The following is a 24,269-nucleotide window of genomic DNA, read 5'->3' as shown; positions in this document are numbered from 1 at the left end:
AGCGATGGAAACACCCTCCCCCGGCCTCATTCTCGACCGTGAGACCAAGGCAAGCGAGCGTCCCGGCGATCACAAGGACGAGCTCAGGCTCTGGCTCAGGATGCTGACCTGCTCGACCCTGATCGAGACCGAGATCCGCAATCGCCTGCGCGAGGAATTCAAGACGACGCTGCCGCGCTTCGACCTGATGGCGCAGCTCGACAAATCGACGACGGGCATGACGGTCGGCGAGGTCTCGCAGCGACTGATGGTGTCGAACGGCAATGTCACCGCCGTCGTCGCCGGCCTGCTGGCCGACGGGTTGGTCGACAAGCGCCCGGCCGCTCAGGATCGGCGCGTCCAGGTGCTGACGCTGACGGCGCAGGGCCGCAAGAGTTTTCGCGCCATGGCGGAGCGGCATGAAGGCTGGATCGCCGAGCTCTTCGCCGGCCTCGACCAGCCCGAGATCGTCCAGCTCTTCCGCCTGCTCGGACAGACCAAGGCCTCTCTGCACCAGGCCATCAAGCGCCGCGCCGATGAAGCGGCGGGCCGGGGAGAGAACGCATGAGCATCGCCAACGCCACCATCTTGCCGCTCGCCGGTTTCAAGCCGGCGCATTTCGGTTTAGGCGTTGCCGGCAAGGTCGCGACAGTGACGCTGAACCGGCCGGACAAGAAGAACCCGCTTACCTTCGAGAGCTACCGCGAGCTCACCGATTTCTTCCTCGCCGCGCAGAAGGAGGAAGAGGTCAAGGCGATCGTGATCACCGGAGCCGGCGGTAATTTCTCCTCCGGCGGCGACGTCTTCGAGATCATCGGACCGCTGGTCGCGATGGACACCAAGGATCTGCTCAAGTTCACCCGCATGACCGGAGATCTGGTCAAGGCGATACGCGGCTGCCCGCAGCCGGTGATCGCGGCAATCGACGGCATCTGCGCCGGCGCGGGTGCGATCATGGCGATGGCCTCGGATATCCGCTTCGGCACGCCCGAGACCAAGATCGCCTTCCTGTTCAACCGCGTCGGCCTTGCCGGCTGCGACATGGGCGCCTGCGCGATGCTGCCGCGCATCATCGGCCAGGGCCGCGCGGCTGAGCTGCTCTATACCGGCCGTGTGCTCAAGGGCGAGGAAGCCGAGCGCTGGGGCTTCCTCAACCGGCTCGTCGGCAAGGAAGCGATGCTCGGCGAGGCGCAGGCGCTCGCCGGCGAATTGGCGGACGGGCCGACCTTCGCCAACGCGATGACCAAGCGCATGCTCGAGATGGAGTGGGCGATGTCGGTCGAGGCGGCGATCGAGGCCGAAGCCGTGGCGCAGGCGCTCTGCATGCAGACCGAGGATTTCGCCCGCGCCTATCACGCCTTCGCCGCCAAGCAGAAGCCGGTCTTCGAGGGGAACTGAGATGATCGGGACCGGCATTCTCGGCGATACGCTCGACTGGCCGTTCTTCGAGGATCGTCATCGCGCCTTTGCCAGGGATCTCGCAGAGTGGGCCGATGCCACTCTGCCCGGCCTGCCCCATGACGATGTCGATGCCGCCTGCCGGGCGCGGGTGAAGGCGCTTGGCGAGGCCGGCTTTCTGAGAGCGGTCGTGCCGGCAGCGTATGGCGGGCTCGGCGAGGCGCTGGATGTTCGCACGCTTTGCCTCGCCCGCGAGATTCTTGCTGCACGTGACGGACTCGCGGATTTCGCCTTCGCCATGCAGGGGCTTGGCACCGGTTCGATCTCCCTTGCCGGTTCGGAGGTTATGAAAGCCCGCATCCTGCCAGGCATCCGCGACGGCAGGCGCATTGCAGCCTTTGCCCTCTCCGAGAAGGAAGCAGGCTCGGATGTCGCCGCCATGGCGACGACGGCCGCGCCCGACGGCAACGGCCATGTCCGCATCGACGGCGAGAAGACCTGGATCTCGAATGGCGGCATCGCGGACCACTATGTCGTCTTCGTACGGACGGGCGAGGCGCCCGGCGCGCGCGGTCTCTCGGCCTTCCTGGTCGAGGCCGATACGCCCGGCCTGAGCATCGCAGAGCGCATCGATGTGATTGCGCCGCACCCGCTCGCCACGCTCCGCTTCGATTCCTGCCGTGTCCCGGTCGGCAACCGGATCGGAGGGCCCGGCGACGGATTCAAGGTCGCGATGGCGACGCTCGACATCTTTCGCTCGACGGTTGGTGCCGCGGCGCTCGGCTTCGCCCGGCGCGCGCTGCACGAGACCGTGTCGCACGCCAATGGCAGGAAGCTCTTTGGCGGAACGCTCGGCGATCTCCAGCTCTCGCAGGCCGCGATCGCGGACAGCGCGGCCGAGGTCGATGCCGCAGCCCTGCTGGTCTATCGGGCGGCCTGGACGAAGGACAAGGGTGCGCCGCGCGTCACGCGCGAAGCTGCGCTCGCCAAGCTCGTCGCAACCGAGAACGCCCAGCGCGTGATCGACCGCGCCGTCCAGATCCATGGCGGGCTCGGCGTGACCAGGGGCGTCAAGGTCGAGGAGCTCTATCGCGAGATCAGGGCGCTCAGAATCTATGAGGGCGCCAGCGAGGTTCAGAAGGTCGTCATCGCGCGCGATCTCCTGAAGGCGCATGCCATGAGCGGAGGCTGAGATGGCGCAGGCGGAGTTCGTGCGGTCAGGACATCTGGACAGTTTCGCGCGGGACAATCTGCCACCGCGCGACAGCTGGCCCGACCTCAAGGTCACAGATGCCGGCCTCGCCTATCCCGAGCGGCTCAATGTCGCGACCGAACTGCTCGATCGTCATGTCAGCGAGGGGCATGGCGAACGCATCGCCATCATCTCGGACCGCGAGGTCTGGACCTACGCCGAACTCGCCCAGCGCGTGAACCGCATCGCCAATGTGCTGACCCGCGATCTCGGGATGCGGCCGGGCAACCGTGTGCTGCTGCGGGCCGCCAATACGCCGATGATGGTCGCGGCCTATCTCGCCGTGCTGAAGGCGGGCGGCGTCGCGGTCGCGACCATGCCGATGCTGCGCGCCGGCGAACTCGCCTACCCCATCCGCAAGGCGAAGATCACATTGGCCCTGTGCGATCACCGCCTGATCGATGATCTCCGGACCGCCCAGACACAGACACCCGAACTCCCGCGCATCGTGACCTGGGGCGGAGGCACGCCGACCGATCTCGAAGCGCTAATGGCGCGCGCGGGCTATGAGAACGCCACCGCCGCCGATACCGCCCGCGATGATGTCTGCCTGATCGGCTTCACGTCGGGCACCACTGGCGAGCCGAAGGGCACCATGCATTTCCACCAGGATCTGCTCGCCATTTGCGACACCTATGGAGCGCGCGTGCTGAAGGCGGCACCGGAAGACCGCTTCATCGGCTCGCCGCCGCTCGCCTTCACCTTCGGGCTCGGCGGACTCGTGCTGTTCCCGATGCGGATCGGTGCCGCGATGGTGCTGCCCGACAAGGCCGCCCCCGCCGATCTCGTCACAGCAATCGAGCGCCACAAGGCGAGCGTCTGCTTCACGGCGCCGACGGCCTATCGCGCCATGCTCGACAAGCTCGACGGCCGCGATATCTCTTCCCTGCGCATCTGCGTCTCGGCCGGGGAATCCCTGCCCAAGGCGACCTTCGAAGCCTGGCTGAAGCGGACGGGGCTGCCGCTGATGGACGGCATCGGCGCCACCGAGATGCTGCATATCTTCATTTCCGCGCCGCGCGAGGCGATAAGGCCGGGCGCCACCGGCCTGCCCGTGCCAGGCTACGAGGCGCGGATCGTCGACGAGGCCGGCAATCCCCTGCCCGATGGCACGCCCGGACGCCTCGCCGTGCGCGGACCGACCGGCTGCCGCTATCTCGCCGATCCCAGGCAGGCGAAATATGCGCAGGACGGCTGGAACATCACCGGCGATACCTATCTGCGCGATGCGGACGGCTATTTCTGGTACCAGGCCCGTTCGGACGACATGATCATCTCTGCCGGCTACAACATTGCCGGGCCGGAGGTCGAAGCCTGCCTGCTCGCCCATCCCGATGTCGCCGAGTGCGGCGTGGTGGGCGCGCCCTGTCCGGACCGCGGCCAGATCGTCAAGGCCTATGTCGTGCTGCGCGAGGGCATTCGCGGCGATACGGCCCTGGCCAAGGCATTGCAGGAGCATGTGAAGGCGGGTATCGCGCCCTATAAATACCCGCGCGCCATCGCGTTCGTTCCGGCTCTGCCGAAGACGCCGACCGGCAAGCTCCAGCGTTTCGCACTGCGTCAGTTGGCGCTCACCGAGACCTGATTCCCCCAAGAACAGGCCGAAACGGCCGAAGACCGAGGCTCCGCCATGTCGAACCTTCCAGCATCACGCGCAATCCTGCCCGAGGGCTGGCCGGTGCCGCGCGGCTATGCCAACGGCATGGTCGCCGAAGGCCGTGTGATCGTGACCGGTGGCCTCGTCGGCTGGAACGAGCACGGCGTCTTCGCCGAGGGGTTTCTGCCGCAGCTCCGTCAGACCCTCGCCAATATCAAGGCTGTGGTCGAGGCCGGCGGCGGTCGCATCGAGGATATCGTGCGGCTGACCTGGTATGTCACGGACATCGAGGCCTATCGCGCCAGCCTGAAGGATATGGGGCCGATCTATCGCGAGACCCTGGGCCGGCATTTTCCGGCGATGGCGGTCGTTCAGGTCGTCGCGCTGGTCGAGCCGCAGGCGCTGATCGAGATCGAGGCGACGGCGGTGGTCGCGGGCTGAGGACGCCGCGACCCACGCCATCGTGCATCCGGCGAAACGATCTCGATCGATCAGATGCCGGCGCCGTCCTGAAGCGCGGCTGATGGGTGCCTCTGCCACAGCCGGGCGTGAAGGCCGCGCAAGGTCGGGCGCAGGGCGAAGTCGCCGAGCGCGAGGACACCCGAGACGCCGGGCCGGCCGGTCAGTGCAAGGGCTGCTCCGAACAGTCCTGCCGTGCTGAGCAGGCGCCAACTCACGGCGCTCCACCAGAGCCGCCGATCCGGCGTGCCGGGAGCGCCGATCAGGCGGTTGCGCGCCTGTCGCAGGCGGTCGGCCGTACAGAGCGCCTCCGCCGGGTTCAGGCTTCGTCCCGCGCCCGGCTCGGCGACCACGAAACCAAAGGCGACCGTTTCGTTGCTGATCCGATCGATCAGGATAAAGCCGCCGAGATCCCGGCTCTCCTGATAGGGCAAGGTGGCCAGCGGCCGGTCGAGCCGCAGCGTCACCAGGCCGATCCCGTTCATGCGCAGGACCTGCGCCGGCACCGGCTTGAAGCCCTCGATGTCGATGCTGTGATCCAGCGCGCCGATCGTGGCGTTCACGGCCTGGGTCGCGAGCTTCAGCACGAACTGACCGCCCTCCAGCATGGCGCGCTCGCCAGTCCAGAGCAGCCGCGCCCGGAGCTCGCGCCGGACGGGAACCGAGCTCGCCGCGGAAGCGATGACGTCGCCGCGCGAAATGTCGACCTCGTCAGCCAGGGTCAGGGTGACGGCCTGCCCCGCCGCCGCGTTGCTGGCTTCGCCTGACGGGGTAATCAGCCGCGCGATCGTGCTGCTGCGCCCGGACGGCAGCACCGTGACGGCATCGCCGACGCGGGCACGGCCGCGGGCCGCTGTGCCGGCATAGCCACGGAAATCCAGATCGGGCCGGTTCACCCATTGCACGGGCAGGACGAAGCCGGCCTCGTCGCGCGTCTCCTGTTCGACGACGATGGCCTCCAGCAGAGGCAGCAGCGCCGGTCCCTTATGCCAGGGCATCGTGGTTGAGGGGCGCATCACATTCTCGCCGTCCCGCGCCGAAACCGGGATGATGTCGATCGACCTGAAGCCGAGGTTCTTCACGGCCGCGCGATAATCCGCAGCGATCCGGTCGAAGATTGCCTCGTCGTAACCGACGAGGTCCATCTTGTTGATCGCAACCACGACGTGGCGGACGCCGACCAGCGAGACGATGAAGGAGTGGCGCCGCGTCTGCGGCAGCAGGCCTTTGCGGGCGTCGATCAGGATGATGGCGAGATCGGCGGTCGAGGCGCCGGTCGCCATGTTGCGGGTATATTGCTCGTGGCCCGGCGTATCGGCGACGATGAAGCTGCGCTTCTCCGTCGCGAAATAGCGATATGCGACATCGATGGTGATGCCCTGCTCGCGCTCGGCCGAGAGCCCATCGACCAGCAGCGCGAAGTCGGGCTCCGCACCTTGCGTGCCGAATTTGCGGGAATCGGCGTCGAGGGCGCTGAGCTGGTCGTCGAAGACCGCGCCGGCCTCATAGAGCACGCGTCCGATCAGCGTCGACTTGCCGTCATCGACCGAGCCGCAGGTGATGAAGCGCAGCAGCGAATGCTGGGCGGTTTCGCTCAGTCCGGAGGAATCGTTCGCAGGGAGTGGAGCCGTGGCGCCCGGGCGCTTCTTCTCGGCGGCGACAGCCATCAGAAGTACCCTTCCTGCTTCTTCTGTTCCATCGAGCCGGCGCCGTCATGGTCGATGACACGGCCCTGGCGCTCGGAGGCGCGCGATGAGCGCATCTCGGCGATGATGTCGGTGAGGCTTGCGGCTTCGCTCTCGACTGCGCCGGTCAGCGGGTAGCAGCCGAGCGTCCGGAAGCGGACCATGCGGGTCTCGACGACCTCTCCGAGCGCGAGCTCCATGCGGTCGTCGTCGCGCATGATCCAGGCTCCGTCGCGGTGCACGACCGGACGCGGGGCAGCGAAGTAGAGCGGTACGACCGGAATGTTCTCGAGTGCGATGTAGTCCCAGACATCGCGCTCGGTCCAATTGGAGAGCGGGAAGACGCGAAAGCTCTCGCCCTTGTGCTTGCGGGTGTTGAAGAGCTGCCAGGGCTCCGGGCGCTGGTTCTTCGGATCCCAGCGATGCTCGGCGCTGCGCAGCGAGAAGATCCTCTCCTTGGCGCGGCTCTTCTCCTCGTCGCGCCGCGCGCCGCCGAAGGCGACATCGAACTTGTGCAGGTCGAGTGCCTGCTTCAGCCCTTGCGTCTTCATCACGTCGGTATGGACGCGCGAGCCTGAGGCGAAGGGCCCGATGCCGGCCCTGACCCCGTCCTGGTTGACATGGACGATCAGATCGAGCCCGAGCCGCTCCGCCGTCTCGTTCCGGAAGGAGATCATCTCACGGAACTTCCAGGTCGTATCGACATGGAGCAACGGGAATGGCGGCTTCGCCGGATAGAACGCCTTCAGGGCGAGATGCAGCAGAACGGCGGAATCCTTGCCGATCGAATAGAGCAGCACCGGCTTGTCGCAGGTCGCCACAACCTCGCGAATGATGAAGATCGCCTCGGCTTCGAGCTTCTGCAGATGGCTGAGCTGGATCATGGTCGCGCCTCCGCCGCAGTGGCAGCCTTGGCCCGGACCAGATTCCCGTCCGGCCCGACATGCAGGCCGCATTCCTTGGCCGCGTCGTCTTCCCACCACCAGCGCCCGGCCCGCTCCGGCTCGCCCGGTGCGATCGCACGGGTGCAGGGCTGGCAGCCGATCGAGATAAAGCCTTTGTCATGCAAAGGATTGAGCGGGATTCCTTCAGCCTTGGAGAAACTCAGCGCGACCTCGCGCGACCAGTCGAGCAAGGGGTTGAACTTGATCAGGCCGCGCTCCGTTTCGGCCTCCGCGAGCGCGACGCCGCCGCGCGCGGCCGACTGGTCGGAGCGCAAGCCGGTGATCCAGATCTCCGCCCCGTCCAGGGCCCGGCCCAGTGGCTCGACCTTGCGGATGTCGCAGCAGGATTTGCGGGCGTCGCGGGAAGCATAAAAGCCGTTGATGCCGTTTTGGCGGACAAAAAGTTCGATCGCGTCATGGCGCGGGTAGAAGGGGCGGATCACCACGCCATAGTGACGCTCAGTCTCCTGCCAGAGGCTGTAGACCTCCGGAAAGAGCCTGCCGGTGTCGAGGGTGACGATCTCGATGGGAAGCCCGGCACGAGCGATCAGATGGATGAGGACCTGATCCTCAAGGCCGAAGCTGGTGGTAAAGACGATCCGTCCCGAAACCGCCTGACGCAGTCCGATGAGACGGTCGCGCGCATCCGACTTGCCGAACGCGCGAACGAGGTCAGCAGCGCGCTCGGGCAAGTCAATTGCCTCAGCCGGTGCGCCTTGTTGGGCGGAAAGGCCCGTATCGATGGGGTCTCTGGCCATGGTCTTGGCCGCCTGTATTGTTCTGTAAATCGAACAATTCAGCTATACCCGAACGCCCACCGGGGCAATTCACTTGAGGTAGTGTGGTTTTTCTTATTTCACAAAATGAAGAGAAGAACCTTTCGCCGAGGCAGGCAGCCGGGCGCGACTGCCGTCCCCGACGCGGGGAGAGTGAGGCCTCAGCCGCAATGCGGCTGGGCGCCGGCGCTCCAGAAGGGCGCATCCTCGCCGGCGCGCGGAATGCTGCGGCGCTCAGTGGCCCGCAATTCGGCCGGCAGCGCCACGACGCTTTGCCACCAGCCATGGGCGCATTCGGAGCGGAACGCCATCTGGTCGCTCAGGCTCGTGCCGATGGCCCGGAAGCCTGTTTCCAGCGCGGCAACGGCATCCCGGATCGCAGCCTGCGTCTGCTCCGTGCTCTCGCGCGCATCGGCGCAGAAGGCAGCGGTGAAGGCAGTGATGTCATGGGCCAGTTCGGGATAGGCGCTTGCATCGAGGCTCCAGGCTTTCATCCATTCATGCGAGACGAGTGCGACCGCCTCATCGAGCGGGCGCGAGACGACCTTGCGGGCCGTGGTCCGCATATGGCGCATCAGCTCGGCACGCGCGTGCTGGTGACGCGCGGCGATCGCGGCCTCCTTCATGCGCGCAATCGCGGCCTCGGCCTCGGCGAGACACTCGTCGACCGGATGGGTCATGATCCAGCAATCCTCAAGGCAGGCGGGCGAGCGCATCGATCATGCGCTCGAACAGGCGGTCGGCATCGACCTCGTTGACGACGAAGGCGTTTGCCGGGCGCTTCGTCCGGCCGTTCCAGTCGATGGTCGAGCGGCCCCGGACATTGCCGGCGAGCTCGATCTCGACATGGCAATCACGGCCCTTGAACAGCTCGGGCCAGAGCAGCCAGGCGATGACGCAGGGGTCGTGCATGGGGTGGGCCGCCGTGCCCAGGCCCCCTGGGCGCGGACGCGTCAGCATGCCGTGGACCGCTCGCCCGGTGCGGGTGCCGAGCCCGTCCAACCGCGCCATGGCCGCCGACGAGGCGATGGCCTGATGCGTCGCATGCAGGCCAAACAGCGTGACAGGAACGCCCGCCCCGAGGACGACCGCCGCGGCATGCGGATCGACATAGAAATTGAACTCGGCTGCCGGCGTCATGTTGCCGAGGCCCATGGCCCCGCCCATCACCACGATCTCGCGCAGTTTGGGCGCAAGTTCCGGGGCAAGCCGCAAGGCCATCGCGACATTGGTCAGCGGCCCGAGCGCGCAGATCGTGATGCTGCCGTCTGTGGCTGCGCGCAGGACCTCGACGATCCCCTGGACGGCATGGCCGGGAGCCGCCGACGAGGCGGCGGCCGGCAGCCCGGCGCCGCTCAGGCCGTCGGGTCCGGAGACGAATTCCGCCGTCTCGAGCGGCTCCAGCATCGGCCGCGCCATGCCCGCTTGTACGGGCACATCGGGGCGCGCCGCCAGATCGCGGACGCGCAGCGCGTTGGCGGTGGTCAGGTCGATCCCGACATTGCCCGCGACCGTGCTGACCAGCCGAATGTCGAGTTCGTCAGGCTGCGCAAAGGCGAGCAGCAGGGCAACAGCGTCATCCTGCCCGGGATCGGTGTCGATGATGATCGGCCGTGCCATCTCAGGCCGCCAGCGCCGGGGCGGACATGATCAGATGGCTGAGATCGTCGGGGGTGAGATCGCCGATCGGCAGGTCATGCAGCTTGCGGCCGCTGCGCAGGATCACGACCCGGCTCGCCAGCGCGACCACGTCGCGCATGTTGTGGCTGATCAGCAGGACAGTGCGCCCCTCCGCCTTGAGATGGCGTACAAGATCAAGCACTTGCGCGGTTTCTTTGACGCCGAGCGCAGCCGTCGGCTCATCCATGATGATGACCTCGGCGTTCCAGCGAAGCGCCCGCGAGATCGCCACGGCCTGACGCTGTCCGCCGGAGAGCCGCTCGACCGGGCGCGTCATGTCCTCGATCTGCACCGACAGCCGGCGCAGGTAGCCTCTCGCCTCGTCCGCCATCCGCGCCTTGTCGAGCACGCGCAGGAAGGGCAGCACGAGCGGGCGCGTCAGCTCGGCCCCCATGAAGACATTTGCGGCGATCGACAGGCGCGGCGCGAGGGCAAGCTCCTGGTAGATCGTCGCCACGCCCTGCTCGAGCGCGTCATGCGGCGAGCGGAAATGCACCTCGCGGCCACGCAGGCGAATGGTGCCGGCGGTCGGCGCCTCGGCGCCCGACATGATCTTGATCAGCGTCGATTTGCCGGCGCCGTTGTCGCCGCAGATCGCCAGGACCTCGCCGGCATGGACGTCGAGATCGATGCCGCTCAGTGCCTGGACGGCGCCGTAATTCTTGCCGACCGAGCGCATCGCGAAGATGGGCTCCGAGGCCGCCTTTTCTGTCATCCGCATGCTCTCCGGAGGGCGCGCAAACGGGCCGGCTGCAAAGGCCGGCCCGGACGAGGGGCGCCCTATTTCAGGAAGTCCTTGACGTTGTTCTTGTCGACGACGACCGCGTCCATGAAGAGATAGGGGCCGGTCGTGATGGCGCTCACCGGCTGCTTCTTCACGGCGATGGCCTCGACAGCCTCGACAGCCTTCACGCCCATTTCCTCGAAGGGAACGGTGACGGTCGCGAGGAAGGTGCTGTCCGGGTCGGCAATGCGACGATAGGTTTCGGCGCCGCCATCGACGGAAACGAGCGGAATTTCGCCCTTCTTGACGCCCTGGGCCTTGAGCAGATCGTCGATGATGTAGGCCTGACCGTCAAAGGAGGCCCAGATACCGTTGATCTTGCCCTGATTGCGCAGGAGCAGCGCCTGCACGCCGCTGCGAACATCGTCGCGCCAGCTTTGGGTGCGCGCCATGCCGTGCTTTCCGACTTCCTTGACCGCGGTGTTCTCGGACAGGACGACGTCGAGCACCTTGCCGCGAATGCGTGAGGCGATATTGCCGTCGAAACGCACCGACATCAGGTTGCCGGTGTAGCCCATCTGCCCGAGCAGATAGAGGGTTGCGTCCGCACCGACCTTGTATTCATTGGTCTGGATGTCGAACAGCGAGTACGGCCCGGCGCCGGACTGGACTGTGATGACCGGGATGCCCTTGTCCTTCGCGGCCTTGAACTGGGCTTCCGCCTCGACCGGCTTGCCCATGGCGACGATGATGGCGTCGACCTTCTTGGCGATCAGCGCCTCGAACTGCTCGGCGTGCTTCGGCAGCGCGCCTTCGGAATTCAGCAGGGTGACGTTCCAGCCCTTGGCCTTGGCCGCAGCCGCAGCCGCATTTGCAACGCGCGCATGCGTCTCCGAGGTGAACTGGAAGCCGATGACGCCGAGCTCGAATGCGGAGGCGCTGCCGACGCCCCAGGCCAGCGCCAGACAGCTGGCTGCAACCATCTTCACGAACTTCATGACTACCCCCTCCGGACCGCGCGGATGGCTGCGCGGCGTTGTTGCGTTCAAACCTTGAAGGCTGCCTTCCGCACCACGCTGGCCGAGAATGCGACCGAGCCGATGATGATGATGCCAAGCACGATATCCTGCACGTAATAGGCTGCGCCCATCAGCACGAGCCCGTTGCCAAGAACCTTGAGCACAAGCGCGGCAAAGACCGTCCCGGCCACATTGGGCTTGCCGGGCTCGAACATCGTCATGCCGAGCAGCACGGCGGCAATGGCGTAGAGAAAATAGTCGCCGGCCATGTTCGGAGCGGCGGAGGAGAGGCTCGCGGCGAGCAGCACGGCGGTGATCGAGGCGAAAACGCCGGCCAGCAGCAGGCCAAGCCGCTTCATCCGCATGGTCGCGATGCCTGCGAGCCGCGCCGCCTCATCAGCCTCGCCGGTTGCCGCCATATGGGCGCCGGTCCGGGTCCATTTCAGCAGCACATAGGAGATGCCGGTCGCCGCAAGCAGGAACCAGATCAGATTGGGCAGGCCGAGCGTCGTGCCGCGTGCCAGGCCGGTGAATCCGGCCGGCCAGCGCCCGACGAAGGCGACGCCCTGCGTGATCATGAAGGCGAGCCCCTTGGCGATGGCGGCCGTGCCGAGCGTCACGATCAGCGAAGGAACCTTCAGCACCGTGACGCCGAAACCGTTGAAGGCCCCCAGCCCGGCGCCCACCGCAAGAGCGGCCAGGACCGCGATCGCGGGGTCATAGCCCGCCTGGATGAACCAGCCAGCGGCGACTGCAGCCAGGCTCGCGACCTCGGCGATCGACAGATCGAGCTCGGCGATGGTCAGGGCGAGCGCAAAGCCGAGTGCAAGGATGGCGAGGAAGCTCGTGTCCTTGGCGATGTTCAGGAGATTGCCCGGGCTTGCGAAATTCGGCGCAAACGCGACGAAGAACCCGATCAGGGCGAGCCCCGCCAATGCAGTGCCATGCCGTTCGACAAGCGTGCGCATTCAGTGCGTTCCCCGCAACGGAAGCGCCATGCGGCCTCCGGGCGTCGCAAAGGGCTGATGGGGAGACGGGATCGAGTGTCGGGGCATCATGTCATGACAGCGGGCGAGCGGGCATTCCATCCGAACCGGCCGAAGCCGTACCGAATGGAACAACTCAACCCTAGTGCGGGGCCAACGCGAATGCGAGCCGGCGCAACGGGTTGAGAGCGAATTCTCCACGTCCAATTGCGCAACGTCAGGCCCATGCTGCACGTGCGGCCCCTCACTCGCGCCAACCGGCGAGCTGACGCCCGATTGGAGCCAGAGCCTGCTCTGCCTGTCGGAAGAGGCCAAACAGCCGATCATAGGGTTCGCGTGAGGCCGGGTTCGGCTGGTAGACCCGCGCCAGTCTGACAAGCGCTTCCTGCGCTGCGGCGAGATCCGGAAAGCGTCCGAGAGCGGTCCAGGCGACGATGGCAGCACCGAGCAGACCATGCTCCTCGCCTTCGACGACGCCGACCGGACGGCCGAGGATATCCGCCTTGATCTGACACCAATGGCGATTGGCAGCGCCGCCTCCGCCGAAGCGAAGTTCCGCGATCGGCCGGCCTGACGCTGCCTCGGCACGCTCCAGCACGACACGATTGAGGAAACCGACGCCCTCCATCACCGCCCAGGCGAGGTCAACCGCGCGGTGGCGGCGATTGAGCCCGACGAGAGCCCCGCGCAGTGACGGGTCCCAGTACGGCACGCGTTCGCCCTGGAGATAGGGCAGGAAGATCACCGGGGCGGCATCGCGCGGTTCCGCAAGGACGCGGCCAAGCTCGCGACCGGCTTGCGCCGGTTCGCCCTGGAAGCGACCGAGCAGCTCGAGCAGCCAGACCAGCGTGTCGGCCCCTGTCTGGCTGGGGCCGCCGAGCTGGGTGAGGCCGGCGCCCCAGTCTACCGTCATCAGCCCTTCGGCCCAGGCAGCCCGTGCATTGACGAGACCCAGCACCTCCGTCGTCCCGGACAGGTTGTAGCCAAAACCCGGACGCATGGCGCCCAATCCGACCACGCTCGCCCAGGTGTCGTTCGCCATGGCGATCACGGGCCGGCCGGCAAGATGGCCAAGTGCGCCTTCCAGCCCCGGCTGGACATGGCCCATGATCGAAACCGGCTGGCGCAGCGGCGGAAGAAGCGTCACCGGCAGGGCGGCAGCGTCGAACAGCGAACCGCCGGCGGGCGCGGCCGCTGCGGCCGCCTCCAGCCGCGCGAGCGAAACGGTATCGCTCGCCACGACCCCGGTCAGGCGCAGATTCAGATAGTCCTTGGGATCGAGAACATGCGCCGTGGCCGCGAGGATGCCCGGCTCGGACTGTTTCAGCCACCAAAGCCGCGCGAGCGGGTGGAAGGCATTGAGGCCCGCTGTCTCCGGATGCTCCTTCGGGCACGTGGCCAGAAGCGAGGGCAGCGTCGTGTCGGCGCGCGTATCGCGCCATAGCATGGCGGGACGGAGCACCTGGCCGTCGCGATCGACGAAGACCTGCGTGCGCGTCAGCGCCGAGATCGCCAATGCCTCGATCTGCCCGAAGAGCGTGGGATGGGAAGCCTGGAGCACGGCTGCGCTCTCGCGGAGCGCGCTCCACCAGTGGTCGGGATCGATCTCGGCGGCGCCGCCCTGCTCGATCGGCACCCGCATGACGATGCTATGGCGGGCCCGAAGCTGCCCCGCCTCGTCGACGAGAGCTGCGCGAAAACTGGTGCCGCCGAGATCGCAGGCGAGAACCATGCTCACCGGCGAATACTCCCGTCGCCGCTACGCCTGCCGGACATCACCCTCACCTGCATCGCCTTGATCCGTCGCTCCCTGCCAGGGGCCTGCCTCATAGCAGGAGAGCGAGYGGGCGCGTAGCGCCCGCCGCCGGAAGCTGGGGATCAGGCGAGCGCGGCTTCGGTTTCGTCGACCAGCCGCCAGAACAGGCGCACGCCTCCGTCCGGCGCGGTTTCGAGGCCGGGCACGGCAGAGAGCAGCTTGCGGGTATAGGCATGCTGCGGCCGGTCGAAGATCTCGTCGCGGGTCCCGTCCTCGACGATCCGGCCCTCGTTCATCACCACGACACGGTCGGCGACCTGCTCGACCACGCCGAGATCATGGCTGATGAACAGGCAGGAGAAGCCGTGCTTGCGCTGCAGCTCGGCGAAGAGCTCCAGCACCTGCGCCCGCACCGTCACGTCGAGGGCCGAGACCGGCTCGTCGGCGATCACGAATTTCGGACGGCGCACCACGGCGCGTGCGATCGCGATGCGCTGGCGCTGGCCGCCCGAGAGCTCGTGCGGATAGCGTGACGCGAAGCCGTCGGCGAGGCCGACCTCCGCCAGCACCTCCTGCAGCCGCGCCGCCTTCAGGGCCGCCGTCATGCCGGGCACCAGCCGGAGCGGCTCGGCCACGAGATCGCCGATGGTCATGCGCGGATCGAGCGAGGAATAGGGATCCTGGAAGACCATCTGGCAGTTCAGCCGGTAATCCCAATAGGCCGTCTCGCTCTTGTCGATCGGCTTGCCCTCGAAGCGGATCTCGCCGCTGGTCGGCTTGATCAGGCCGGCGATCGCATGGCCGAGCGTGGTCTTGCCCGAGCCCGAGCCGCCGACGACGGCGACGACTTGGCCCGGCGCGACATCCAGGCTGATGCCATGCAGTGCGCGCTTCGGCGCCTCCTTGCGGAAGAAGCCCTGGCGTCCGCCATAGTCGATCACGAGATCACGCACCGAGACGATCGGCGTTCCGGCTTCCGGCAGCGCGCGCGCCGGACCGCGATGCGGCATCGCGGCCAGCAGCTTGCGCGTATAGGGGTGCTTCGGCCGCGCCAGCAGCTCCTCGGTCCGGCCCTGCTCGACGACATCGCCCTGGCACATCACGATGGCGCGGTCGGAATAGCGCGCGATCATGCCGAGGTCGTGGCTGATCATCAGCACGGCGGTGTTGTTGGCCTTGGTCAGGTCGACCATCAGCTCCAGCACGTCGCGCTGCACGACAGCGTCGAGTGCCGTCGTCGGCTCGTCGGCGATCAGCAGCGCCGGCTTCAGCAACATCACCGAGGCCAGCATGATGCGCTGGCGCATGCCGCCGGAGAACTGATGCGGATAGGAGGTCAACGCGCCCTCGGGATCGCGGATGCCGACACGCCGGAGCATGTCGAGGATCAACTCCTTGCGCTCGCTGGTGCTGAGCTTGCGATGCAGCGCCAGGCCCTCGTCGAGCTGCCGGCCGATCAGCATCGACGGGTTCAGCGAGGTCATCGGCTCCTGGAAGACCATGCCGACACGCGAACCGCGCATGGCGCGCAGCTGCTTCGGTTCCATGGTCGTGACCTCCTGGCCCTCGAACTTGATCGACCCGGCGACGCGCCTGACTGCGGGCGGGATGAAGCCCATCAGGGCGCGCGCAGCCAGGGTCTTGCCGGAGCCGGACTCGCCGACGATGCCGACGATCTCGCCTGGCGAGACGGAAAAGCTGACGCCGTTGACGACGCGCTTGCCGGTGCTGCCGATCTCGAGCGTGAGGTCGTCGACGCGCAGAAGTGTTTCGGACGAGGCCATCACATTCCCCTCATGCGCGGGTCGAGCTTGTCGCGCACCGCATCGCCGAGAAGATTGATCCCGAGCAGCGTCAGCGAAATGCACAGGCCGGGGAAGATGCCGAGCCAGACGGCCTGGCCGATATAGGGCCGCGAACCGGCGAGCATGTTGCCCCAGGTCGGGGCCGGTGGCGGCACGCCGAGGCCGAGGAAGGAGAGCGCGCTCTCCGCCAGCAGCACATAGCCGAACATCGAGGTCGCCAGCACGGTCAGCGGCGCGATGCAGTTCGGCAGGATGTGGCGGGCCATGGTGAAGCCCTCGGAATTGCCCATCACGCGGGAGGCGGCGATGTATTCGCGCTCGCGCAGCGAAAGCACCGTGCCGCGCACGATGCGGGCGACCGAGGGCGCATAGGCGATGCCGAGCGCGACGATGATGCCGTATTTGTTGGCACCCACCACCGCGAGCAGGCCGAGCGCCAGCAGGATTCCGGGAAAGGCGAGCAGCGCATCGTTGAAGGCCATGACGATGCGGTCGAACCAGCCGCGGAGATAGCCACTGAAGACGCCGATCACGGTGCCCAGCGTCACGGCGAGCGTGACGGTCAGCAGGCTGATCCAGACGCTGGTCGCAGCGCCCGCCATCAGGCGGGAGAGCACGTCGCGGCCGAACTCATCGGTGCCGAGCCAGTGCATGGCGCTCGGCGCCGCGAGCTTGGCGCGGAACGAGAGCTGCAGGGGATCGTAGGGGGTCCAGACCGCGCCGGTCAGGGCGACGACGAGCAGGACACCGATGAGCAGACCGCCCAGCAGGGCGTTGGGTGCGGGGAGCTTCATTCGGCTGTCACCCGCGGGTCGAAGATGGGATAGCACAGGTCGATCACCAGATTGACGAGGACATAGGTGAAGGCGACGAAGAGCAGGCAGCCCTGGATCACCGGGTAATCGCGCGCGAAGATCGAATCGACCAGCAGACGGCCGAGGCCGGGAATGGTGAAGACGGTCTCGACCACGGCGATGCCGCCGAGCAGGTTGCCGAGCACGAGCCCGATCAGCGTCCAGGTCGGCCCGAAGGCGTTCTTGAAGGCGTGGCGCCAGAGCACGGCGCCTTCCGAGAGGCCCTTGGCGCGGGCATGGGTGATGTAGTCGAGCCGCAGCACCTCCAGCGTCGAGGCGCGCGCCATGCGCAGGATCACGCCGATCTCGTGCAGGAACAGCGTCAGGATCGGCATGACGAGGTAGAGGATGCCGCGTGTCGTGTCCTCGCCGATCGAGACATAGCCGACGACCGGAAGCCATTCGAGCTTCAGCCCGAAGAACAGCAGCAGGAGCAGGCCGAGCCAGAAGGTCGGGATCGAGAGCAGCAGCGTCGCCAGCCCCACCAGGGTGAGATCGAGCGAGCTGTTCTGGCGCCAGGCGGCAATCACGCCGGCCGGTACGGCGACCAGGCAGGCGAACAGCACCGCAACCAGCACCACCTGCGCGCTGATGAAGAAGCGCTGGGCGATGAGCGGCAGGACCGCCTGTTGCGAATTGATCGACTGGCCGAGATCGCCTTGCAGCAGATTGCCGAACCAGATCGCGAACTGCATCGGCAGGCTGCGATCGAGGCCCAGGCGTGCCCGGAGATCGGCCAGGCTCGCCGGATCGGCGAGGTCGCCCAGCATGAGCTGGGCCGGATCACCCGGGATCAACCGGATCAGGACGAAAACCGAGACTGCCACGATGAACAGTGTCGGCAACGCCATCAGGATGCGCGTGAGCGCGAAACGCAGCATTGGTGCTTCCCCTCCCCGTCAGACCTGCGCCTCAATTGGCGAGGTTGACGCCCCACATCCGCATCTTCGACTGCCACGGCTGGAAATCGCGCACGCGCTTGGAATGCGCGATCACGTCGAGGCCGTTGAAGTAGATGATCAGCGGCACCTCTTCGATCATGCGCTTGTGCAGGTCGTCGAAGAGCTTCTGGCGCTCGGCCTTGTCCGAAACGACCATCGACTTGTCGATCAGTGCCTGCGCCTCGGCATTGTCCCAGACCTTGCGCGGCTGCTTGTCCTTCGGCCCGGCGAACTGCTCGAACCCGAGTGCGGGGTCGAAGCGTGCCGAATAGGAGAAGGACTGCATCTGGTAATTGCCCTTGTTGTAGCGATCGAGCTGGGTTGCCCAGTCCAGGACCTCGATCTCGGCATTGATGCCGGCGGCCTGCATCATCGCCTGAGCCACGACGGCGGCCGGGAAACTCGGCACGGTCGGGCGCTTGTTGGCGATGATCGAGATCTTCTCGCCCTTGTAGCCGGCCTCCTGGAGCAGCTTCTTCACCTTGGCCGGGTCATAGCTGAAGCCCTGCTTCTCGACCGGTCCGAAATAGGCCGAGCTCGGATAGATCGCCGAATTGTTCGGCGTGCCGAGATTGCTGGAGGCGGCTGCGACCAGCTCGGTCATGTCGAGCGAGGCGGCGATGGCCTGGCGCAGCTTGACGTTCTTGATCAGCGCGTCGTTCGTCTGGAACAGGAAGGTGTGGCGCACGGCGTTCGGGGCGACCTTCACGTCGAGCTTGGGATTCTTGCGCAGTTCCTCGACATCGCTCGGCAGGATTTCGGCCATGTCGATGGCGCCTGAGATCAGGCCGGCCTTCACCGTCGCGGGATCGCGCACGACAAGGAACTTCACGTCCTTGATGAGCGGCTTCTTCAGGCCGATATAGCCGTCGCGCTTGTCGCTCTTCGGCGACACATAGCCGTCGAAGGCGGTCATGGTGAAATACTCGCCGCGCTTCCAATCGCCGATCTTGAACGGCCCGGTGCCGACCGGCTTGTCCCAGGAACCGTCCGCCTTCAGCGAGTCCTTGTGGATGACGGCGGCCATGGCGCAGTCGGTGCGTGCCAGCGCGTCGAGGAAGAGCGCGCTGGGCGAGTTGATGCGCATCACGACGGTGTTGGCGTCGGGAGCCTCGATCGCCTCGACCTTCAGGCCATTGCGACCGTCGAATTCGGACAGGCAACGCCACTCCGTCTTCGGATCCATGTAGCGGTTCCAGCTCCAGACGACGTCGGCCGAGGTCAGCTCCGCGCCATTGTGGAACTTCACGCCCTTGCGCAGCGTGAAAGTGTAGGCCTTGCCGTCGGCCGACATCTCGACCTTCTCGGCGAGAAGCGGCCCGACCGTGCCATCCTCGGCATAACCGACCAGGCCCTCGACGAGCTGCAGGACGAAATCATCCGTGTTGTCGTCGCGGTTCACGCCGGGATTGGAGCTGCGGATATCGGCAGCGACCGCGACCGTGACGGACTGGGCGGCGGCCGGACCAGCGACGAGCGCTGAGGTCGCCAGTGCGAAGGCCGAGGCATAGATGCGGTTCATGTCGATGTTCCTGTTGTCGTCGTTCTTCTTGGTTTTGAGATGAGCTGGCCCGGGTCCGGCGCGGGCCAGGAGCAACGCCTCAATTGGCGAAGCTGACCTCCCAGAGCCGCGGCTTCCCAGCGACCCAGGGGGCAAAGCCGCGCAGCTTCCTGGAGACACCGGCCGTGTCGACCTGATTGTAGAGGAAGATCAGCGGAGCTTCGGCGAGCATCAGCTTGTGGAGCTCGTCGAACAGCTTCTGGCGCTCGGCCGGATCGCCGACGAGAGTCGCCTTCTCGATCAGCTCGTCGGCACGCCGGCTGTCCCAGGCCTTGGACGGGAATGCGTCCTTGGGTCCGCTGAACTGGTTGTAGCTCTGGGCAGGATCGATGCGGGCGGAATAGCTGAAGGACATCATCTGGAAGTTGCCCTTGGAATAGCGGTCGAGCTGGGTCGCCCATTCCAGCACCTCGATCTCGCTGTTGATGCCGGCGGCCTGCAGCATGGCCTGGGCCACGACCGCGGCCGGGAAGCTCGGCACCGTCGAGCGCTTATTGGCGATCAGCTTGATCGGCTGGCCCTTGTAGCCGGCCTCGGCGAGCAGCTTCTTCACCTTGGCGAGGTCCTGGGTGTAACGCTGGCGCTGCACCTCGCTGTAATAGGGCGACGTGACATAGATCGCCGAGTTGTTGGTCTTGCCGAGCTCGTTCGAGGTGTGCGCGACGATCTGGTCGAGATCGAGCGCGGCCGCGATCGCCTGGCGCATCCGGACATCGCCGAGCAGGGCGTCGCGCGTCTGGAACAGGAAGGCGTGCTTCGTCGCGCTCGGGGCGCTCATCACCTCGAGATTGGGGATCTTCTTCATTTCCGGCACGTCGGAATCAGGGACGTCTGCCACATGCAATGCGCCCGACATCAAGCCGGCCTTGATCGTGGCGCCATCGGCGATGGAGAGGAATTTCACCTCCGGCACCAGGGCACGCTTGCGGCCGACATAGCCGTCGCGCTGCTCGCCCGGGGGCGAGACGTAACCGTCGAAGCGCTTCAGCGAGACGAATTCGCCGCGGCGCCATTCGCCGAGCGTGAAGGGGCCGGTGCCGATCGGCCGGTCCCAGCTGCCGTCGGCCTTCACCGAGTCCTTGTGGATGATCGCGACCATGGCGCAATCGGTGCGCGCCATGGTGTCGAGGAACATCGCACTGGGCTTTTCCAGCTTCATGACGAAGGTCGACGGATCAGGTGCGTCGACACTGGTGACCTTCATGCCGGTCCGGCCGTCGAATTCCGCCCGGCAGCGCCAGTCGGTCTTCGCGTCCATGTAGCGGTTCCAGTTCCACAGCACGTCGGCCGAGGTCATGACCGCGCCATTGTGGAACTTCACGCCCTTGCGCAGCGTGAAGGTGTAAGTGAGCCCGTCGGGCGAGACCGCGATCGACTCCGCCAGCAACGGCGCGACCGCGCCGTTCTCGCGGTAGCCGACCAGGCCCTCGACCATGTGCAGCACGACGGCATCGGTATTGTCGTCCCGGTTGACGCCCGGGTTGGTCGAACGGATGTCCGCATTGAGCGCGACATTGATCGTCGATTGCTGGGCCAGAACCGGCGCAGCAACAAGGGTCAAAGCAATAGCCAGGGACGACGTCAGGTTCACTTCATTTCCCCTTCAGCACGGTGAGAGGCGCAGCATCTGCACGCAGGCGGGTCAGCGTTTCCGCCAGGAATTCCTCGACGCGCGGCACAGCCTTGACGCCGTCATGCGGCATGTTCGGCACCAGATCGAAGCGCACCTTCACGCCTTCGGCTTCGAAGGAGCGCTGCAGGCTGGCGAGCCGCTCAGGGCGGGTCTTGCCGGCATGGTTGGCATCCGGCATCCAGTTGCGGCCGCCTTCCTTGTGGGTGATTTCCCAGGTTTCCAGATCGGCAGCCCCGACGATCATCTGGACCGGCACTTTGGCGAGGGCGGCCAAGTCGATCTCCTGCCCGAACAGCGCCGCGAAATTCCGCGTGCCGACCCACCAGTCGCGCGTCGGATCGAGCAGCGTGACCGAACCCGGTGCTCCGATGCAGGCAGCCCAGAGGCGGTCGGGATGCAGAAGCATGAAGCGATGTGCGAAGTGCCCGCCGCCGGAATACCCGAACAGGGCAAAGCGCTTGAAGTCGAGATTGTAGCGCTCGCCGACCTCATCGACGATGGCAAGCAGTTCGTGATCGTAGCGGATGTCGGCTTCGCGCATGTACTTGAAGCCGTCACGATAGCCGTCGCCCCGCACCCCGACCGGGAAGAGCGGCGCGAGCACGATGCAGTTGTTCCAGCGCGCGAACTCGGTGAAGGCATCGCGATAGGTGATGAAACTGCGGCCGGTGCCATGCATGGCGACGACCAGCGCCGGCGGCTCGCCGCCCTGCCCCACTGACGGCGGCACGTAGAGGCAATAGGCAAAGCGGGGATCGTGTCGGCTGGCGAAGACCGTGGTCCGGTCCATGTCGTAGAGCGCGGCAGCCTTGTCGGCCTTCCCGGCTTCGGGCGCTTCACGCGTCGCAGTCATCGCAGCCATCGGATATCCTTTATTGGCTTTTAAATTGGCGCCAATTATGTTGCACGTTGCATTCAGGCTGGCAAGCTTGGATCGGTCGCTTCGCCCGGTAGCGAAATCGCGGCGAGATGAGCTAGGGGATGACGATGACGACCGTGAAGCGTAAGCCGAAATCGAAACACGCCCTGGCTGGAGAGATCGCCGAGGCGATCAAGCTCGGCCACTTCCGGTCCGGCGAATGGCTCCGCCAGATCGACATCGAGCAGAAATTCGCCGCGACGCGCTTTGATGTTCGCACCGCGCTCGACGAACTCGTCGTGCGCAAGGCGATCGAACATGTCCCCAACCGGGGCTACCGCGTGGCCGAGATCGATCGAGAGACCCTGCGCCATATCCGGTCCGTCAGGATCGTGATCGAGACCTCCGTCGCGACCGCGATCGTTGGCCGGATGACGCCGGCAACCCTCTCGACGCTTCGTGGCCTCGCCGAGGAGTTCGGCGTGGCGGTGCGCGAGGGCACGCGCGCCGACCAGAGCCGGGTCAACGCGGAATTTCACGAAGTGATGTATCATCTCAGCGGCAACCCCGTGCTGGAGGAGCTGATCTGGAACCTGCGTGATCGCGGGCGCGGGTCGAACGTCACGGTATGGGCCTCCCACGACTCGCTGCTGCGCAGCGACCGTGACCATCACGCCATGATCGAAGCCATCGAGAAGCGCGACATTGCGCGCCTCTCGCAGTTGATTGCAGCTCATATTCTCAAGGATGCACCCGAGAGAGAGCCGGGGGACCTTTAGTCGGTGACGCTGACTTCCCAGAGCCTGGGCTTGGACAGGATCGAGGACTGGTAGCCCTTCACGCGCTTCGCATAGACGCCGGCATCGAGCCCATTATAGAGCATGACCATTGGCACCTGGGCGATGAAGCGCGTGTGCAGTTCGTCGAACAGCTTCTGGCGCTCGGCCTTGTCCGAAACCACCATCGACTTGTCGAGCAGCGCGAGCGAGTCCGGATCGTCCCAGACCTTGCGCGGCTGGGTCGCTTTCGGACCGGCGATCGACTCGAAGCTCAGTGCGGGGTCGAGGCGGGCCGAATAGGGGAAAGCCTGCATCTGGTAGTTGCCCTTGCTGTAGCGGTCGAGCTGCGTCGCCCATTCCAGCACTTCGATCGAGACATTGATGCCGGCGCCCTGCAGCATCTGCTGCGCGATCACCGCGGAATCGAAGCTCTGCGGATAGCGCTTGTTGGCGAGCATCACGATCGGCTCGCCCTTGTAGCCGGCTTCCTGAAGCAGCTTCTTGGCAGCCGCGACATCGTGCTTGTAGCCCTGCTTCTGCACCGGCCCGTAATAGGACGACATCGCAGGGACGATCGAATTGTTCGGCTTGCCCAGGCCGTCCGTGACGGCGGAGACGATCTCGTTGACGTCGAGCGCCGCGGCAATCGCCTGGCGCAGCTTCTGGTTCTGCAGCAACGGATCGCGGGTCTGCAGCAGGAGGCCGACCAATCCCATGTTCGAGACGAGCGAGACCTCGACCTTGGGGTTCTTGCGCAGCTCGCCGACTTCAGCGTTGGCGACGTCGGGGATGACGTCGATGTCGCCACGCAGCAATGCGGCCTTGGCGGTGGAGCTGTCAGGCACGATCAGGAAGCGGACTTCATCCACCAGCGGACGCTTGCTGCCGGTATAGCCATCGATCTTGCCGGGAAGGCTGGCGTAGTCGGCATTGCGCACGAGCCGGATATATTCGCCGCGGCGCCATTCGCCGAAGCTGAATGGCCCCGTGCCGATCGGCTTGTCGAAACTGCCATCCGCCTTCACCGAATCCTTGTGCATGATCCCGGTCATGGCGCAATCGGTGCGGGCGATGCTGGCAAGGAAGAGAGAGCTCGGCTTGTCGAGCTTGAACACCACCGTCGAAGCATCCGGCGCCGTTACGGATTCGACCTTGACCCGCCCTCGCCCGTCGAATTCCGAAAGGCAGCGCCATTCGGTCTTCGGGTCCATGTAGCGGTTCCAGCTCCAGACGACGTCGGCAGCCGTCAGCGGCGCGCCATTGTGGAACTTCACCCCCTTGCGCAGTGTGAAGGTGTAGCTCAGCCCGTCCTCGGACAGCGCGACCTTCTCGGCAAGGAGCGGCTTGACCTCGGCATCATCGCCATAGGCGACGAGGCCCTCGACCATATGCAGCACGACGGCGTCGGTATTGTCGTCCCGGTTCACGCCCGGATTGATGCTGCGGATATCGGCATTGAGATGCGCGCGAATGCTCGTTGGCGCCGCGAGCGACGGGCCGAGACCTGCCAGCAGCGAGGTCATTGCCGCACTGGCAAGCGCTGCTGCCGCAATCGGTTTGAAAGCCATGTTCGATCCCCTCC

Annotated in this window: 22 protein-coding genes; 6 read left to right on the top strand and 16 right to left on the bottom strand. The window is 66.1% G+C overall.

The window, feature by feature from the left end; all coding sequences use genetic code 11:
- The first annotated feature begins 4 nt into the window (after nucleotides 1-4).
- From AC1DW9_RS20965 to AC1DW9_RS20945, 5 genes are read left to right on the top strand one after another with little or no spacing between them, the layout of a single operon-like run.
- Complete coding sequence (locus tag AC1DW9_RS20965; RefSeq protein ID WP_441478049.1) at nucleotides 5-547, top strand: MarR family winged helix-turn-helix transcriptional regulator; 543 nt, start codon at nucleotides 5-7, stop codon at nucleotides 545-547.
- On the top strand, nucleotides 544-1,377 hold the full coding sequence (locus tag AC1DW9_RS20960; RefSeq protein WP_441507112.1) for an enoyl-CoA hydratase family protein: 834 nt from the start codon (nucleotides 544-546) through the stop codon (nucleotides 1,375-1,377). Before AC1DW9_RS20965 ends, AC1DW9_RS20960 begins: the two co-directional genes overlap by 4 nt.
- A 1-nt stretch (nucleotide 1,378) precedes the next feature.
- On the top strand, nucleotides 1,379-2,569 hold the full coding sequence (locus AC1DW9_RS20955; RefSeq protein WP_441507111.1) for an acyl-CoA dehydrogenase family protein: 1,191 nt from the start codon (nucleotides 1,379-1,381) through the stop codon (nucleotides 2,567-2,569).
- Nucleotide 2,570: 1 nt separating this feature from the next.
- A complete protein-coding gene (locus AC1DW9_RS20950; protein ID WP_441507110.1) occupies nucleotides 2,571-4,214 on the top strand; it encodes a benzoate-CoA ligase family protein in 1,644 nt (547 codons plus the stop codon).
- Between the two features lie 45 nt (nucleotides 4,215-4,259).
- On the top strand, nucleotides 4,260-4,667 hold the full coding sequence (locus tag AC1DW9_RS20945; protein WP_441490834.1) for a RidA family protein: 408 nt from the start codon (nucleotides 4,260-4,262) through the stop codon (nucleotides 4,665-4,667).
- Nucleotides 4,668-4,717: 50 nt separating this feature from the next.
- Here AC1DW9_RS20945 and cysN read toward each other — a convergent pair whose 3' ends face one another.
- The 15 genes from cysN to AC1DW9_RS20870 form a co-directional block, all read right to left on the bottom strand.
- Nucleotides 4,718-6,352: a sulfate adenylyltransferase subunit CysN gene (gene cysN / locus AC1DW9_RS20940; protein WP_441507108.1), complete on the bottom strand. Its 1,635-nt coding sequence runs from the start codon at nucleotides 6,350-6,352 to the stop codon at nucleotides 4,718-4,720.
- The gene (cysD, locus tag AC1DW9_RS20935) at nucleotides 6,352-7,254 is read right to left on the bottom strand and encodes a sulfate adenylyltransferase subunit CysD (RefSeq protein ID WP_441507107.1); all 903 of its coding nucleotides are present in this window, start codon (nucleotides 7,252-7,254) and stop codon (nucleotides 6,352-6,354) included. Before cysD ends, cysN begins: the two co-directional genes overlap by 1 nt.
- On the bottom strand, nucleotides 7,251-8,072 hold the full coding sequence (locus AC1DW9_RS20930; RefSeq protein ID WP_441507106.1) for a phosphoadenylyl-sulfate reductase: 822 nt from the start codon (nucleotides 8,070-8,072) through the stop codon (nucleotides 7,251-7,253). Before AC1DW9_RS20930 ends, cysD begins: the two co-directional genes overlap by 4 nt.
- Nucleotides 8,073-8,251: 179 nt before the next feature.
- The gene (locus AC1DW9_RS20925) at nucleotides 8,252-8,770 is read right to left on the bottom strand and encodes a hypothetical protein (RefSeq protein ID WP_441490838.1); all 519 of its coding nucleotides are present in this window, start codon (nucleotides 8,768-8,770) and stop codon (nucleotides 8,252-8,254) included.
- 13 nt (nucleotides 8,771-8,783) lie between these two features.
- Entirely contained in the window at nucleotides 8,784-9,710 is a 927-nt protein-coding gene (locus AC1DW9_RS20920; protein WP_441507105.1) for a nucleoside hydrolase, read from the bottom strand.
- A 1-nt stretch (nucleotide 9,711) separates the two neighbouring features.
- Entirely contained in the window at nucleotides 9,712-10,485 is a 774-nt protein-coding gene (locus AC1DW9_RS20915; protein ID WP_441507104.1) for an ATP-binding cassette domain-containing protein, read from the bottom strand.
- A 65-nt stretch (nucleotides 10,486-10,550) separates the two neighbouring features.
- Nucleotides 10,551-11,492, bottom strand: a complete 942-nt coding sequence (locus tag AC1DW9_RS20910; protein ID WP_476776383.1) for a sugar ABC transporter substrate-binding protein — start codon at nucleotides 11,490-11,492, stop codon at nucleotides 10,551-10,553.
- Between the two features lie 47 nt (nucleotides 11,493-11,539).
- Nucleotides 11,540-12,481: an ABC transporter permease gene (locus AC1DW9_RS20905; RefSeq protein ID WP_441478038.1), complete on the bottom strand. Its 942-nt coding sequence runs from the start codon at nucleotides 12,479-12,481 to the stop codon at nucleotides 11,540-11,542.
- Nucleotides 12,482-12,743: 262 nt separating this feature from the next.
- Entirely contained in the window at nucleotides 12,744-14,231 is a 1,488-nt protein-coding gene (locus tag AC1DW9_RS20900; RefSeq protein WP_476776388.1) for a xylulokinase, read from the bottom strand.
- A gap of 146 nt (nucleotides 14,232-14,377) precedes the next feature.
- Entirely contained in the window at nucleotides 14,378-16,039 is a 1,662-nt protein-coding gene (locus tag AC1DW9_RS20895) for an ABC transporter ATP-binding protein (protein ID WP_441507102.1), read from the bottom strand.
- Nucleotides 16,039-16,854, bottom strand: a complete 816-nt coding sequence (locus AC1DW9_RS20890; protein WP_069880963.1) for an ABC transporter permease — start codon at nucleotides 16,852-16,854, stop codon at nucleotides 16,039-16,041. The genes AC1DW9_RS20895 and AC1DW9_RS20890 overlap by 1 nt, the downstream gene beginning before the upstream one ends.
- A complete protein-coding gene (locus AC1DW9_RS20885; RefSeq protein ID WP_069880964.1) occupies nucleotides 16,851-17,795 on the bottom strand; it encodes an ABC transporter permease in 945 nt (314 codons plus the stop codon). Before AC1DW9_RS20885 ends, AC1DW9_RS20890 begins: the two co-directional genes overlap by 4 nt.
- Nucleotides 17,796-17,826: 31 nt before the next feature.
- Nucleotides 17,827-19,377: an ABC transporter substrate-binding protein gene (locus AC1DW9_RS20880; protein WP_441507101.1), complete on the bottom strand. Its 1,551-nt coding sequence runs from the start codon at nucleotides 19,375-19,377 to the stop codon at nucleotides 17,827-17,829.
- A 79-nt stretch (nucleotides 19,378-19,456) separates the two neighbouring features.
- Nucleotides 19,457-21,007 carry an ABC transporter substrate-binding protein gene (locus tag AC1DW9_RS20875; RefSeq protein WP_441490843.1) on the bottom strand — a complete coding sequence of 517 codons (1,551 nt, stop codon included), beginning with the start codon at nucleotides 21,005-21,007 and terminating at the stop codon, nucleotides 19,457-19,459.
- Between the two features lies 1 nt (nucleotide 21,008).
- Entirely contained in the window at nucleotides 21,009-21,902 is an 894-nt protein-coding gene (locus AC1DW9_RS20870; RefSeq protein ID WP_441507126.1) for an alpha/beta hydrolase family protein, read from the bottom strand.
- A 128-nt stretch (nucleotides 21,903-22,030) separates the two neighbouring features.
- Between AC1DW9_RS20870 and AC1DW9_RS20865 the strand changes: the two genes are divergently transcribed.
- Entirely contained in the window at nucleotides 22,031-22,687 is a 657-nt protein-coding gene (locus AC1DW9_RS20865) for a GntR family transcriptional regulator (protein ID WP_441507100.1), read from the top strand.
- Here the strand turns inward: AC1DW9_RS20865 and AC1DW9_RS20860 are convergent.
- Complete coding sequence (locus AC1DW9_RS20860) at nucleotides 22,684-24,255, bottom strand: ABC transporter substrate-binding protein (RefSeq protein ID WP_441507099.1); 1,572 nt, start codon at nucleotides 24,253-24,255, stop codon at nucleotides 22,684-22,686. The genes AC1DW9_RS20865 and AC1DW9_RS20860 overlap by 4 nt on opposite strands.
- Nucleotides 24,256-24,269 lie beyond the last annotated feature (14 nt).

It is taken from the genome of Allobosea sp. P4_E12, assembly GCF_056401655.1.
Note: the sequence above shows the minus strand (reverse complement) of the source record. Positions and strands in the feature narration are given on the sequence as shown.

Excerpts from the sequence above, each read along its gene's own strand:
- AC1DW9_RS20965 (WP_441478049.1), top strand. The coding sequence starts at position 5 with ATGGAAACACCCTCCCCCGGCCTCATTCTCGACCGTGAGACCAAGGCA.
- AC1DW9_RS20960 (WP_441507112.1), top strand. The coding sequence starts at position 544 with ATGAGCATCGCCAACGCCACCATCTTGCCGCTCGCCGGTTTCAAGCCG.
- AC1DW9_RS20955 (WP_441507111.1), top strand. The coding sequence starts at position 1,379 with ATGATCGGGACCGGCATTCTCGGCGATACGCTCGACTGGCCGTTCTTC.
- AC1DW9_RS20950 (WP_441507110.1), top strand. The coding sequence starts at position 2,571 with ATGGCGCAGGCGGAGTTCGTGCGGTCAGGACATCTGGACAGTTTCGCG.
- AC1DW9_RS20945 (WP_441490834.1), top strand. The coding sequence starts at position 4,260 with ATGTCGAACCTTCCAGCATCACGCGCAATCCTGCCCGAGGGCTGGCCG.
- cysN (WP_441507108.1), bottom strand. The coding sequence starts at position 6,352 with ATGGCTGTCGCCGCCGAGAAGAAGCGCCCGGGCGCCACGGCTCCACTC.
- cysD (WP_441507107.1), bottom strand. The coding sequence starts at position 7,254 with ATGATCCAGCTCAGCCATCTGCAGAAGCTCGAAGCCGAGGCGATCTTC.
- AC1DW9_RS20930 (WP_441507106.1), bottom strand. The coding sequence starts at position 8,072 with ATGGCCAGAGACCCCATCGATACGGGCCTTTCCGCCCAACAAGGCGCA.
- AC1DW9_RS20925 (WP_441490838.1), bottom strand. The coding sequence starts at position 8,770 with ATGACCCATCCGGTCGACGAGTGTCTCGCCGAGGCCGAGGCCGCGATT.
- AC1DW9_RS20920 (WP_441507105.1), bottom strand. The coding sequence starts at position 9,710 with ATGGCACGGCCGATCATCATCGACACCGATCCCGGGCAGGATGACGCT.
- AC1DW9_RS20915 (WP_441507104.1), bottom strand. The coding sequence starts at position 10,485 with ATGACAGAAAAGGCGGCCTCGGAGCCCATCTTCGCGATGCGCTCGGTC.
- AC1DW9_RS20910 (WP_476776383.1), bottom strand. The coding sequence starts at position 11,492 with ATGAAGTTCGTGAAGATGGTTGCAGCCAGCTGTCTGGCGCTGGCCTGG.
- AC1DW9_RS20905 (WP_441478038.1), bottom strand. The coding sequence starts at position 12,481 with ATGCGCACGCTTGTCGAACGGCATGGCACTGCATTGGCGGGGCTCGCC.
- AC1DW9_RS20900 (WP_476776388.1), bottom strand. The coding sequence starts at position 14,231 with ATGGTTCTCGCCTGCGATCTCGGCGGCACCAGTTTTCGCGCAGCTCTC.
- AC1DW9_RS20895 (WP_441507102.1), bottom strand. The coding sequence starts at position 16,039 with ATGGCCTCGTCCGAAACACTTCTGCGCGTCGACGACCTCACGCTCGAG.
- AC1DW9_RS20890 (WP_069880963.1), bottom strand. The coding sequence starts at position 16,854 with ATGAAGCTCCCCGCACCCAACGCCCTGCTGGGCGGTCTGCTCATCGGT.
- AC1DW9_RS20885 (WP_069880964.1), bottom strand. The coding sequence starts at position 17,795 with ATGCTGCGTTTCGCGCTCACGCGCATCCTGATGGCGTTGCCGACACTG.
- AC1DW9_RS20880 (WP_441507101.1), bottom strand. The coding sequence starts at position 19,377 with ATGAACCGCATCTATGCCTCGGCCTTCGCACTGGCGACCTCAGCGCTC.
- AC1DW9_RS20870 (WP_441507126.1), bottom strand. The coding sequence starts at position 21,902 with ATGACTGCGACGCGTGAAGCGCCCGAAGCCGGGAAGGCCGACAAGGCT.
- AC1DW9_RS20865 (WP_441507100.1), top strand. The coding sequence starts at position 22,031 with ATGACGATGACGACCGTGAAGCGTAAGCCGAAATCGAAACACGCCCTG.
- AC1DW9_RS20860 (WP_441507099.1), bottom strand. The coding sequence starts at position 24,255 with ATGGCTTTCAAACCGATTGCGGCAGCAGCGCTTGCCAGTGCGGCAATG.